The organism is Aquirhabdus sp. (assembly GCF_046462495.1).
Classification (GTDB): Bacteria; Pseudomonadota; Gammaproteobacteria; order Pseudomonadales; family Moraxellaceae; genus Aquirhabdus.
Window position 1 is genome coordinate 50,269 of record NZ_JBKGVE010000004.1, and the last position, 12,783, is coordinate 63,051.

The 12,783-nt window shown below is 42.2% G+C and carries 18 protein-coding genes and 1 riboswitch; of the genes, 1 reads left to right on the forward strand and 17 read right to left on the reverse strand.

Annotated elements, in window-relative coordinates; genetic code table 11:
- Positions 1-110: 110 nt before the first annotated feature.
- A complete protein-coding gene (locus ACLHG7_RS03780; RefSeq protein ID WP_410209731.1) occupies positions 111-1,364 on the reverse strand; it encodes a D-amino acid dehydrogenase in 1,254 nt (417 codons plus the stop codon).
- Here ACLHG7_RS03780 and ACLHG7_RS03785 point away from each other — a divergent pair.
- Positions 1,363-1,515: a hypothetical protein gene (locus ACLHG7_RS03785; RefSeq protein WP_162818275.1), complete on the forward strand. Its 153-nt coding sequence runs from the start codon at positions 1,363-1,365 to the stop codon at positions 1,513-1,515. The two genes, ACLHG7_RS03780 and ACLHG7_RS03785, sit on opposite strands and share 2 nt — an antisense overlap.
- Positions 1,516-1,614: riboswitch (glycine riboswitch) on the reverse strand. It abuts the gene before it with no gap.
- 118 nt (positions 1,615-1,732) lie between these two features.
- Here ACLHG7_RS03785 and ACLHG7_RS03790 read toward each other — a convergent pair.
- The 16 genes from ACLHG7_RS03790 to ACLHG7_RS03865 form a co-directional block, all read right to left on the reverse strand.
- Entirely contained in the window at positions 1,733-2,200 is a 468-nt protein-coding gene (locus tag ACLHG7_RS03790; RefSeq protein WP_410209732.1) for a hypothetical protein, read from the reverse strand.
- Positions 2,194-2,568, reverse strand: coding sequence for a type II secretion system protein (locus ACLHG7_RS03795; RefSeq protein ID WP_410209733.1), 375 nt, complete (start codon positions 2,566-2,568; stop codon positions 2,194-2,196). Before ACLHG7_RS03795 ends, ACLHG7_RS03790 begins: the two co-directional genes overlap by 7 nt.
- Positions 2,568-3,038, reverse strand: a complete 471-nt coding sequence (locus ACLHG7_RS03800) for a type II secretion system protein (RefSeq protein ID WP_410209734.1) — start codon at positions 3,036-3,038, stop codon at positions 2,568-2,570. Before ACLHG7_RS03800 ends, ACLHG7_RS03795 begins: the two co-directional genes overlap by 1 nt.
- Entirely contained in the window at positions 3,038-5,032 is a 1,995-nt protein-coding gene (locus ACLHG7_RS03805; RefSeq protein ID WP_410209735.1) for a secretin and TonB N-terminal domain-containing protein, read from the reverse strand. The genes ACLHG7_RS03800 and ACLHG7_RS03805 overlap by 1 nt, the downstream gene beginning before the upstream one ends.
- 21 nt (positions 5,033-5,053) lie before the next feature.
- Positions 5,054-5,551, reverse strand: a complete 498-nt coding sequence (locus tag ACLHG7_RS03810) for a hypothetical protein (protein ID WP_410209736.1) — start codon at positions 5,549-5,551, stop codon at positions 5,054-5,056.
- Positions 5,548-6,144 (reverse strand): hypothetical protein, encoded by a 597-nt coding sequence (locus tag ACLHG7_RS03815; RefSeq protein ID WP_410209737.1) that lies wholly within the window; start codon positions 6,142-6,144, stop codon positions 5,548-5,550. Before ACLHG7_RS03815 ends, ACLHG7_RS03810 begins: the two co-directional genes overlap by 4 nt.
- Positions 6,141-6,686 carry a hypothetical protein gene (locus tag ACLHG7_RS03820; RefSeq protein ID WP_410209738.1) on the reverse strand — a complete coding sequence of 182 codons (546 nt, stop codon included), beginning with the start codon at positions 6,684-6,686 and terminating at the stop codon, positions 6,141-6,143. The genes ACLHG7_RS03815 and ACLHG7_RS03820 overlap by 4 nt, the downstream gene beginning before the upstream one ends.
- Positions 6,687-7,466, reverse strand: coding sequence for a hypothetical protein (locus ACLHG7_RS03825; protein ID WP_410209739.1), 780 nt, complete (start codon positions 7,464-7,466; stop codon positions 6,687-6,689).
- Positions 7,447-9,120: a GspE/PulE family protein gene (locus tag ACLHG7_RS03830; protein WP_410209740.1), complete on the reverse strand. Its 1,674-nt coding sequence runs from the start codon at positions 9,118-9,120 to the stop codon at positions 7,447-7,449. Before ACLHG7_RS03830 ends, ACLHG7_RS03825 begins: the two co-directional genes overlap by 20 nt.
- Entirely contained in the window at positions 9,117-10,310 is a 1,194-nt protein-coding gene (locus tag ACLHG7_RS03835; RefSeq protein ID WP_410209741.1) for a type II secretion system F family protein, read from the reverse strand. Before ACLHG7_RS03835 ends, ACLHG7_RS03830 begins: the two co-directional genes overlap by 4 nt.
- A gap of 6 nt (positions 10,311-10,316) precedes the next feature.
- Complete coding sequence (gene gspG / locus ACLHG7_RS03840; protein WP_410209742.1) at positions 10,317-10,751, reverse strand: type II secretion system major pseudopilin GspG; 435 nt, start codon at positions 10,749-10,751, stop codon at positions 10,317-10,319.
- 61 nt (positions 10,752-10,812) lie between these two features.
- Positions 10,813-11,061, reverse strand: coding sequence for an RHS repeat domain-containing protein (locus ACLHG7_RS03845; RefSeq protein WP_410209743.1), 249 nt, complete (start codon positions 11,059-11,061; stop codon positions 10,813-10,815).
- A 78-nt stretch (positions 11,062-11,139) separates the two neighbouring features.
- On the reverse strand, positions 11,140-11,448 hold the full coding sequence (locus ACLHG7_RS03850; RefSeq protein WP_410209744.1) for a hypothetical protein: 309 nt from the start codon (positions 11,446-11,448) through the stop codon (positions 11,140-11,142).
- A gap of 60 nt (positions 11,449-11,508) precedes the next feature.
- Positions 11,509-11,823, reverse strand: coding sequence for a hypothetical protein (locus ACLHG7_RS03855; RefSeq protein WP_410209745.1), 315 nt, complete (start codon positions 11,821-11,823; stop codon positions 11,509-11,511).
- 36 nt (positions 11,824-11,859) lie between these two features.
- Positions 11,860-12,309, reverse strand: coding sequence for a hypothetical protein (locus ACLHG7_RS03860; RefSeq protein ID WP_410209746.1), 450 nt, complete (start codon positions 12,307-12,309; stop codon positions 11,860-11,862).
- 116 nt (positions 12,310-12,425) lie between these two features.
- Positions 12,426-12,782, reverse strand: coding sequence for a hypothetical protein (locus tag ACLHG7_RS03865; RefSeq protein ID WP_410209747.1), 357 nt, complete (start codon positions 12,780-12,782; stop codon positions 12,426-12,428).
- Between the last annotated feature and the right edge of the window lies 1 nt (position 12,783).

A 12,783-nucleotide genomic window follows, 5' to 3' on the forward strand; every position in this document is an offset into this window, starting at 1 on the left:
TTGAAGCACCCCTCGTCCGTAGAATACCGCATAAAAAGACAGATCACCAAGGCATTTGAAAACGGAAATACCCAATAAAAAGCCGTCTACATAAGACGGCTTTTTGATAATTATTTGACGGGGTAGGTGTCAAAAATATTCTGACTGATGATCGCTGCGGTTGCTGCAGACAATGTCCAGCCCAAGTGACCATGACCCGTGTTATAGAACACACGAGGAGCGCGGCCTTTACCGACACGCGGCATCATATCCGGCATCATCGGACGCAAACCTGCCCAAGGTACTACTCGTGAAGTATTCACATTAAAGTTACGACGTGTCCATGAAATCAACGGTTCAATACGATCGGCACGGATATCACGGTTATAGCCATTAAACTCTGCTGTGCCCGCGATACGGAAGCGACCTTCACCTAAACGGCTAGTGACGATTTTGGCTCTTTCATCGAGCAAGCTGACCCACGGTGCATTGGCCACACTCTCGGCATCATCCAAAAACACGGTGATGGAGTAGCCTTTAACTGGATAGATATTGACGCGATCACCCAGTAAGTTAGCGATGTGGTAGCTTCCCACACCTGCACAGACCACCAATGCGTCGCCACTGATTTCAGCGGTGCTGGCATCATGCGATTTAGACAGATCCGCAGTATCAATGGTTTTGTACTGGATTTTGACGCCTGATTCTGAGGTCTTGATGCTTTGTACGTCTACGCCTTGAATAAAACGTACGCCGTATTTTTCAGACGCTGCTGCTAAGCCGCGGGTAAATTTATGAATGTCGCCTGTTGCATCAGACGGTGTGAAGTAACCACCGTAATATTCGCCTTGTAGCGTCGGCTCAATGGTTTTGATTTCTTCAGGGGTGACCGCAAAACGCTCAAGCCCGCCTTCAACCAACAAATCATTGGTCTTTCCCGCAGCCGCAAATGACGCTGCATCATGGTAAAAGTGCAGGATGCCACGGCGCTCAAGATCAAAATCGATGTTTTCTTTTTCCGCCATCGCGTAGAGATGCTTACGCGCTTCGATCGCCAGTTTAGTGGTATCGATGGTGTTTTCACGATAGTTGCGGATATTGGCCACAAACTCAAACATCCATGAGTATTTATGGATGGAAGGGGCTGGATTCAAAAGCAGTGGGGCATCGCTTTTAAACATCCACTTCAAGCCTTTGAGAATCGTCGCTTCGCTATTCCACACTTCGGCATTACTGGCCGACAGCTGTCCACCATTGGCAAAGGAAGTTTCCATCGCAGGATAGAGATGACGATCTAAAACAGTAACTTGGTAACCCAATTGGGATAATGAATATGCAGTGGTGACGCCCGTAATGCCAGCGCCGATCACAATGATATGTGTCATGAGGTTTGTACCTATGGGTAATGATGTACGAGCCGAAAAAATCGGCGGGATCACCCCATCTGTCACGGTACCTGAGAGCTTCGACATCAACACTTGGGTTAATGCCTTCCCCTTCGGTGGGTGCTTTGACGCACCTCTCTCCAGATTTTAGATTGACGCTACAGTCCTTTTGCCTGAGAGTTTCCGGGGTGGTTGCTCCTTCGGCGCTGGATGATGCACAGGTGACTCCAGTCTCTCCTGCAGCGTCTTACGGTATGCCTTAAGCGATACTGTCAATTCAGCAATACATGATTTGATACGGTTGTGATTTTACCCTGCTATCGTAGCATAGGGAATTGGGGGCGGTAAACTCGAAGATAAAATATGTGCTAATACTCTTCTCCGGAATAGATAAAATCCCAATCCTGATACGTTTTCGCTTTTTCAAAAGACTGGTATTTATCTCCAAACCCTGAAACCTTAATAACAGGCACCGAAGAGCTACTTCTTACTCCCCATATCCCACCCTCAGGTGCCAGAATAACAATGAAAGGTCGATTTGTGATTGGATCCAGATAAAGTTCTCTAAGATATCTTCTGACCACTAAATGCCTAGGATCTTTTAATAAGTCATCAAGGGACTTTGGATAAACTTTATTGTCACGACCGCTCAGATAGTATTGCTTGATGGCTTCTCGATAAAGATTACCGACATAGAGCAATTCTTGTTCTTTTTCTCGCTGCTGAATCGTCGAATAAACCTCTAATGTTTTGCCTAAGCCTAATGCGAACAAAAAAATAAGAAATAGCATCCAAAGATATGCAATTCCCTTTTGATTTTGTTCATTCGTTACCATGAGCTATATACACTACCATCTAAACTTTTCCCTATAGCAGTACTTTTCACATCATAAATCACTTTATGCCCTTCTTCATCTTGAAGGACTAAACTCCAAGCAGAGTCACTATTCTTCACTGGATCTAATGGAATTTTTCTTAAGTAGTGAGCCTGAACTAACTGCTCTAATCTTTCTGGATATGTACCTTTATCACCATAATATTGATCGATAGCGACTCGGAGCGTCGAAAGATTCTCTTTTAAAGCAGCTTCTTTAGCACGATCAGCTTGATGGATATAGCGAGGAGCAACAATACTTAAGAGCATCGCGATGACCGCTAATACGACAAGCAGTTCAATCATGGTAAATCCGCGAACTCTATACATCACCACTCCTTATAGGGGCGTCCATTGAGCCCCAACCTTCCGCTTAATGAATGCACATCATAAACATCGTCCCCAGCCTGTGGATTATCTGGCTCACTACGATACGCTCGTAGACCCCACGTTAACTCTGGAGATACCGTACTACTTTCAGCCATTGGATCTATTGGAATTCTTCTCATAAAGTAAATTTTACGACCTTTGGGATCTTTTACATCGACAACGCCATTAACGAGAGTTTGGAGTGATTCAGGATAGGCTGTCGAATCCGCTGTCCGATAGATTCGGCCATTATCACCAGCCTCTTTATAGGCATCGATTGCCGATCTGATTTCACGTAAATCTCGCTTTAACTCTTGCTCTTTAACACGCTGAATACTCATCTGGGTTATAGGCACAATGACAGAGGCTAAAATCGCAACCAGCGATACAGTCACAAGCATTTCAATTAAAGTAAATCCACGTGATTTCATCATTGGCTCGGATTTGCTGGGGGCAATGCATGTGGATCTGGGGCAGGCAGAGAAGAACTAAATCGTCTCAAAGGAACGCTGCTCGGCATAGGCTGATAGGACGCCGCAGACGATGGTATTGGTATAGCACTGTTTAATGAGTTGCTTCCACTGCTAACCTCAGTAGGTTGATTAGAATTCTCTGAAGCGATGTGATTATCCACTCGGCTATATTTTGCTGTCGGCGTTAGCCTCAGTGGCGCAATTGAGGCTTTATCACTGGTGCCCGATGCAAACTCGACAATATGGGCAGCAGGGGTTGCCAAATTTCGAACGATATGAGGGGTAATCAACAATACAATTTCTGAGTGACTTTTTGAGTTGGTATCATTGGAAAATAATCGACCTAAGATTGGAATTTTACCTAGGCCTGGTATATGTGCACCACTATCGGTTTCACTGCTCTTAATTAAACCCGCCAATACTTGCGTTTCGCCATTTCGCAACCGAAGTACCGTACTAGCGTTACGTGTTCCGATTTGATAGGCAAGAAGGCCCGTTGTCGATTTAATTTCTTTTGCAATATTACTCACCTCAAGGTTGATCGCAATAGATACGTCGTTATCGACATGAATCTCCGGTTCAACTTCAAGCTTGAGTCCAACATCAAGATAACTAATCGACTCTGTTGATGCGCTAGATGTTTGATTCACCGTTGTCGTAATCACCGGCACTTTATCACCGATAAGAATCTTGGCTTTCTCATGATTACTGACACGGATGCGTGGCGTAGCTAATGTCTTTGTATGGCTGCTGGTTTGCTTTAAATTCAGTATTGCCAAGGGATCAGGGAAGAACAACTGAAAATTATTACGATCAAGATTTCTGACCTGATTAATCGTCATTCCCCCACCACTTTGTCCAGAAGCGCCCAGTAATCCAAGACGAACTTGGTCTGGATACTGAACCCCCACATTCAATAAATCATCCGAATTAATCTCTAACACTTCTACTTCTAAGACGACCTCTGGGTCCGCTAAATCATAAGAATCAATAAGATTCTTAGCCGCATTAATCACATTAAGATTGTCTCGAATCGTCAGCATCTTTAACTTATCATCGACGTACATAAACTTAGGCGCGACTAAAGAGCGAACCATTTCTTGAACTTTTTTTGGGTCTGCGCTTTTTAGATAAAACGTACGAACGACAAGGTCTTCATATTGTTTTTTCTTATCATCACTATCCTGATAAATCAGTAATGTAGAGTCATTTAATACCTTCATATTTAATTTATTTGTGCGCAAAATTAAATTCAGAGCGCCTTCAACAGACGTATTCCGAGCAAAAATAGTCGTTTTTAAATCCGCTTTCACATCTTTATCAAAGATAAAATTAATACCTGACGTTTGTGACAATATTTCAAAAACGGCCTGAAGATTGGCATCTCGAAAAGCCAAAGTTACAGGTCTCTTCAACGCTAAATTGAGCTCAGGTTCTGTTACGAGCTCTCGGTTACGCGCAATCTCAATAGGCTGCTGTAATGCCAACGCTTCCATCTGCGTTGGATTTTCGGCCAAAATCTCTTTCAGCAACCTAGAGGCCGTATGCTGATCTTCCTTCTTCAAAGCTTCTTTTGCTTGATCAAGTTGGTAAGCCTCGCGATTATCACGATCAATGAGCATTAATCCCCGTGTTGCGTCATTATGCTGCGGATCATAACGTAGAATCTCTTCGTAAAAAGCGAGAGCCTCATCAGGCTTACCTTGGGCTCGGGCCATCTGCGCTTTCTGCATCAAATCTTGCGTAGCGATATCTCGTTCTTTAATGTAATCAAATCGAAAGTCTTCTGGATCTTTTTTGGCTAATCCCTGCAAGATATTCAAACCATCACTGATTTTCCCTTGGGAAATTAATGTATGTGCTTTTTGTCCAGACCAATAGGTAGAGCAACTCCATAAAGGCAGGGTCATAGCCATATAAATCAATGCTCGGTTTAGCGTATTTATTTTCATAGGTTACTTTTCATAGATTGATCACTGAATGGCTAACTGACGCGTTTCATGCAAAGGAAGATAATATAAATCAATGCTGTTACTGGTGATTTTGTCAACTCGCCAATCACCATCGATAACATCTCCAAGCTTAACCACAATAGGCCCAGCACTTGCTTCTAAAAATATAGAAAGCTGATTATCCTTAATGATCCGCCCTAAGTACGTAAATTGTGGCGTTGGTGCTGTGGGTCTCTGAGGTTGGACAGGTGGCAAAACTACTGGTTTTCTAGCGATGACAACTTGGTGCTTAATCGGGGGATTAATAATGATTGATGAAGGCTGTGGCTGACGGATCCATAATGGCGTGGTCTCAGTGGCTTCAGATGCCAATAAACGATGCTCTCCCATTACTGATGGATGACTACGAAGGTTTAGGGAGTGCTCATCAATAGATTCAGGCTGTAGCAATGCAATAGCAGAAAATGCTACGGTCACAAGCAACATGGCCCATAAAGGTTTTGGTAAATTGATGGTCATGATGCAGTATCTTGAAGACTGGGCTGATAGTAGATACTCATCTCTGTAATCAGTGTTGTATTTTCTGGAGATGCTAATTCACTGCTAAAAGAAATCCGGTTAATCGCAAGATTTGGTAGTGCCGATAGCACATCGAATAGAAACTTTCGCTGAGCTTTATACGATCCTTTCATGTTGATACGTAGGGACAATTGCTTTAGTAAAGGAGGCTTTGTCTGCTCATAACGATAGTCAATTTGATTAAAAAGCAATCCATTCTGATGCGCCAACTTATGCAATAGTACGATATGAGACTCATCCATTTTGCTTTCTGGAAAGAACGCCACAAACGCTTGGCTAAGAGTGTTAGGGCGGACAGGATTCATTGGTTGTAATGGCATAGTTTTTTGTTGTTTTACATTCAACTCATCAAATTGCTGGGATAAGAGAGAGACATCCCGTTTTAAAGGCATATTCACGCACAGCATTAAACCGATGCCAAAAATTAACAATGCCATGGCGCATATATCTAAGAGTCCCCAATGAGCCCATAATTGAGCTAATCGCCATTTCATCTTTGAGAAATGTTTAGAGAAATTGACCGACTGCATCATAAAGCACGCCTTTCGACTAAAAGCTGAAAGCTCATCGCCTTCGTATCCAGAGATGTCGTTGCCGTGGCAGGCTGATGCGACTCGTTCACAAGCTCGACTGAACGCCACAATGGATCAGTTTTTAATCGCTGAATAAACCGTAACACTGCTTGACTATCATTGGTTTGACCATTGATTCGAAGGAAATTTGGGTTCGACTCCGATTGAATATTGACGATGAATAATTCTGTTCCCTTGGCTACCTGAATAGAATCTAGCATCAATCCCCACGGACGATTAAGGTCTAAAGATATTTGCTGAACAAGTGCAGTAACTTTGGGGTCCTCAGTTTGTATTTTCTGAGGTTTGACATGTTGTTTCTCCCAATGATCCTGTACATTTTGCAGCTGCGACCATTGCGACCATAAGGTGTCTCTTTGTCCAAGTAATGCATCTCTATCCCATAGTGCATATAAACTAACGAACATTCCCATCACCAACAATCCAATCGCAGGGCGAAACCAAAATGAACGAGGGGCGAAATTCATTGCTAATTTTGTCATTTAGAACACACCACATAACGCATATGAATACGCACAATCATCCTCTATGGAAAAACCCTTACCACTCTCTAGCCATAATTGTTGATCTGATGTAAGCCCGATAGCTTCAAAAGGGTTAGGGTTAAACATACGAATAGGTTTGCCTAAAATAGTGGCTGGCTCTTTAGTAAAATTATAAGTTCCATCAAAAGGCTTTAATTCAATATCTGAAATGTGACCGTAATGATTATGGATAATTGATATTCGTTGTTGTTCAATAATCAATAAATAACTTTCTTCTTTTTCAAGCACTTTTAAAAATCTATCCCAAACCAGACTTGATAAAGGTTCAATACTTTTCACAACACATTGATTTTTTTGTGCAAGATTCAATATCGCCTGAAGAAGCTCCTTCTCAACAAAAGTCGCCAATAGTGGCTGTCCATAGGATGCATGGGCAAACCGAACTTCGTAATACTGGCTCTCTAACTGAAACTGCCGAGTTAAAAGAGCATCCGCCAAAGTCTGACGAAACTCAGCATGGATCACTTGTTCACTCCACGGCAAAACAATATGACGCGTCAACGCACCACCAAGGACCCACTCTAGGGTTAATTTTTTCTTCTGCTCAGATAGCCATTGATCGACAATTGGAAAGGCTCCCAGTAACTGACCTTTTTCATAGGCAACATAAATTTTCTCCTGCACTTGCGGCTTTCGATGGCCATTGAGCAAACAAATCAGGACATGATCTTCTGCTAAATAAATCCGGGCTCGCGCACTATTCCACAAAGGTAACACGATTGATTTCCTGTAATGTGGTTTGACCATTTTTCACGGCATCCAAAGCTTGTTCACGCATAAATCGCATGCCTGATTGCCGTGCAGTTTCTTTTAACTTGGAGATAGGGGTCTGCTGCATGATGAGCTCACGCAGATGATCACTTAAAATAAGCACCTCAGCTAATGCTCGTCTTCCCTTGTAACCTGTTCCCCGGCAATGGACACACCCTCGGCCAAACTTCAATTCATAACCCATCACTGAAGCACGATGAATCCCCGAAATTTTTAATAATTCATCATCCGGCTCAAAAGGCTCAGCACAGTGCGTGCAAATCAGACGTACCAATCGCTGGGCAACCACGCCATTCAATGCCGTCACAAAACTATACGTATCCACCCCCATATGGTGGAAGCGACTGAGCACATCAAATACATTGTTTGCATGCACTGTGGTATAGACCAAATGCCCCGTTAGTGCGGCTTGCACTGCAATTTCTGCGGTCTCTTTATCACGAATTTCCCCAACCAAAATTCGATCAGGGTCATGACGTAAAATTGAGCGTAATCCGCGAGCAAATGTCAGCCCTTTCTTCTCATTCACGGGAATTTGTAGGATGCCAGGCAACTGATATTCGACTGGATCCTCAATGGTAATAATCTTGTCATTGCCATAATTGATTTCACTGAGCGTGGCATACAAAGATGTGGTTTTGCCAGATCCTGTCGGTCCTGTGACCAACAACATGCCATAGGGTTGGTTGGCAAGCATACGAATGGTGTCACGCGTTTCTTTATCAATTCCGAGTAAGTCAAGACTAAGCTGACTCAGTTCACTGGTCAGTGACTGTTTGTCCAAAATACGCAAGACTGCATCTTCACCAAATAACCCTGGCATAATGGATACGCGAAAGTCGATCTCACGGGCATTCATCGCCACCGAAAACCTTCCATCTTGCGGAATTCTTTTTTCTCCGATATCTAATTCCGCCATGACTTTGATACGCGAAATCACTTGTTCCGTGAGTGCTAGATCCAACAATTGACGAGCAACCGACAATACGCCATCAATGCGATATTTAATGATCAATCCATGAATCGTATTTTCAAAGTGAATATCGCTGGCCCCGCCTTTCTGAGCATCGTAGAGCGTAGAGTTCACCAAGCGCACAATTTGGCTGGCATCATTGGCGATTGATGCCAGCGAGATTTCTTCGACTCCTGTACTGGACTGATTCATCTGCTCAAGACGAATCAGTTGGGGAATCACTTGCTGATGACTTTCTAGACGAGAAAGAATCGTCTTCAATTCAATGGGGTGGGTAAATGCGAACTGAAAATATCCAGATATTCGATAACTGGCCCATGTATACAGGGATCGATCAAACGGATTTCCACTGATAAAGAATTTATGCTGTAGAGCATCCTCAAAAACAATGCATTCTCGTTGTAAACAATCAGTATACGTGAGCACTGAAAAATCTGGCGTCATCGTTTCCAGTTCGACAAGACTAAACATCTGCGTTTCGGTATATTCTGCGACGCGTTGTAACAACTCATCCAAAGGCGTTTTTGTTATACGCTGCAAACTCACAAGCACCGATTCGCCCTGTTCAGCAGCAGAACGCTTGACCTCATCAATGAGTGCAGGATTTAAGGATACCATTTGACTCATCCCACACTCCCAGCAAGCTCAAAGATCGGTAGATACAGCATGATGACGATTCCACCGATCACGAGGCCAATAAACAGCATGAGCAATGGCTCAAATAAGCGTGTAAAGCGATCCACCCACGCTGTCACCTCCTTATCATGGAAAGCTGCGATTTGTTCAAGCATATCTGCCATTTGACCATTGCGCTCCCCAGCGCCCAATAGACGTAATGCAACAGGCGTTGTCATATTCACGCGATGTAAACTATCCGCCAAGCCTTTACCCTGTTGCACCTCTTGAATCGCCTGAGCAATGCCGAATTGCAAATTAATTGACAATAAGCCTTGCGTCATTTGTAACGCTTTGACAATAGGAATCCCTCCACTGAGCAGCAGTCCTAATGATCGATAAAAACGGGAAAGTTGTAATAAGCGGAACTGTGACCCCACCCAACGATTCTCTTGTAAAACAAGTATAAAGAATCGCTTGGTCACAGGTTGCCTTAATGCCATAAAAAGACCGAACATCGATGCAACAACGACAGTGGTAATCAAAGCAACATGTTCACTTGCAAACAATCCCCACTCCATTAAAAGTCGAGATGCAAGTGGGAGTTTGGTATCTAGTCCTTGGTAAACATGACTAAAGCGTGGGACTAAAAAACACAATAAGAAAAGACCGACGGCGAAGCCAACACAAAGTAATAAAGCGGGGTAAATAGATGCGCTAATTATCTTTTGACGAATGACATTCATCTGTTCGTGATAACGTAAATAACGCTGTAATGCATCAACCATATCCCCAGTTGATTCGCTTGCCGCGATTGATGCGATAAATAGGATTGGAAAAACAGCAGGAAATGACTTCAATGCAGAAGAGAATGATTTTCCCTCCCGCATGTGTCGGACTAACTCTGATAAAATGAAATGATTCTGCTGAACATTTTGTTGTCGCTCGGTCAGTGTTTCAAGCGTTTCAATTAAAGAAAGCCCTGCACGCAAAAGTGCCACCAACTCATACGCAAACAATGCCAGATTAAAATGCGGTTTAGACACTAAAAAAGTTCTGGGAATGCCTACTGATTTAATATCCAGTACTTCGATACCTGATCGTGTTGCAAACTGGCGTGCTTCTTCTATTGTCGCCGCAACGAGAACTTGTTCTTGCAATGCCCCCTGATGAGTCAGCCCGCGTACCTTAAAATTGGCCATCGTCGTTTACCAATTCCCAAGGTCTGCGTTTTCCTTATCTCCACCTAATGTCTTATCTGCACCAAATGAGTAAAGATCATAGTCCTCACGATTATGCTCTCCAGGATTTTTATACTGGTAAGGCATATTCCAGGGATCCTGGGGCACTGCTTTCTTAAGATATGGTCCATGCCAATTCGGATCGCTATTGGTGGTGACTAATACTCCCAATCCTTCCTGTGTGGATGGATAACGACCGACATCCAGACGATATTGATCGATTGCTTTTCCCAAAGAATCGATTTGGGCTTTCGCGGTTGTGACTTCTGACTTACTGACATTTTTAAACAGTCGTGGACCAACAATCCCTGCCAATAGTCCAATAATAACGAGCACGACAAGGAGTTCAAGCAACGTGAATCCCTGCTCATTATTGCGATTCACAGGGAGTTGTTTTTTCATCTTAAGTTGATGCTCTATAATTTTTTTATGATTAATCAATCTAATTTAGTCTCATTAACCATTAAGACGTACCCTCATCAAGAACAGCGCTTAAAACTGGAATCAGCCAAGATGCGAAATCAGCACCTCCATTCCCACCTCCAGTTTGACCATTGGAGACAGAGACAACCAGAGTACGATTACCCGCTGCATCATAAGAGTAAGTCACGCTATTACCATTAGCGTAAGTAACCTTAGCTAAACGACCTAACGAATCATAGTCGTATGTTACCGAACCGGCAGCAAGTACCGAAGCACTTGATACAAACATAACCAGAGCAATAATATATTTTAAGCGACGCATAAAACTCTCCCATGTTGGAAACTGAAAAATCGTTTGAACATTTAATCAACTTTCTTTCATTGAAAAGCTAGTAATCGTACATGACGCCGCATTGTCATATTCAATCACGACCTTATTGCTGGTTGCTTTCGCAGTTAAAATCAGTGCCCAAAATCGATTCCGTTGTGCCTCACCTGCCGGCATTTTTATTTGCCCACTTGCACAGGTAGCAGGCGTAAACCACGCCACTAGATCACCACCAGTATATTGCTGTAAGCGCCAAGCCGTAGGCACAGCTTCCATGCTCACAATCGCTGCATTTGCAAAGGGACTCATCGCATAAGCAAGGCCAACAATGAATATCTTTTTCAACATGATCTAAAACTCACTTAATAGAATAAAATTTTGGGTTTGTACTTAACACTAAAAGATAAATTAGCTCTCTTTCATTGAAAAACTTACGATCGTACAAAGAGTTGTTGAATCATCATATTCAATCACCACGGTACTACTCGTTGCTTTAGCGGCAAGAATCAAAGCCCAGAAACGATTTCGTTGCGCTTCATTATTCGTGGGCATGGTAATTTTGCCCGTAGCACAGGTCGATCCTGTATTACGGACCAGTAGAGCACCATCACCCATATAGTTGGCCATACGCCAGCCCGTTGGAACGGCTGTAATGGTGACAATGGCTGCGTTCGCTAAGGAACTTAAGCACAGTGCAAAGCCGAGTAACATTAATTTTTTCATTTTGAATACCTTTTGATTAGACTTTCGAAATAAAGCTCAATAATTAGAAAACTCCACCTTTTGCCAATTATTACCCTGTGCCTCAATTGTTAACCGTTGCTCACCATTGATATTTGACCAAAAATTAAGAGACAAGCGATCTTGGTTATCACTTGTAGTAAATACGATTACACCATTATCATCGGGTGAAAAATCAAAGTCCTCCCTAATTGCAAGAATTGAATCGATCAATAAAACTCCACAATCCGAAACATATTCAATCCAAACATAAACTGGGGAAGAGTTTGAGGCATACAGTTTTTTAAAAAAATTGTAAAATTGCATAGCTGTACTTTTGGTGAGAGATATCTCATATGACGATATCGATAATGAAGAAGTTTTGGATGATTCTGCTCTTATCACCTCTGTTTCTTCAAGACTAGCCAGTTGTTCAATAGAGATACTCTTATTCAAATATCCTTTCAGTGCCTCTAAATAAGCGATCATATAAAGCTTCTTTCTAATCAATTTTGATCTAGCTATAGACATTAATAATCAACCTTCGCTTTCCCATTTTTAAGGGCTATGGCCTCTTATTGCTCAACAAAATATTTATTATTACTTCACTCATATTTTAATATCCAAAAAAAAGCAATAAATATGCATATAAAAATTACGCCAAAATTATATAAAACAGAATACACTATTCTTTTATTTGAATTAATATCATATTTTCTACTCCAGGGTTTAATATATAATGAAGGCATCATTCTTTCATATAATGCATCCATAAAAAAACCTTCAACAATCCATATCAAACCAATCAAAACAACTCGATCAGAAGTACGAGAAAATAGCAACAATATAATTAACCACCCACTTCCGACCACCAATAATCTTAACCATAACTTATCGTGATAAAACTGTACTTTAATCGCCGCTTTATTTACCCATGAAACAATCAATGCAGTAATATCCATA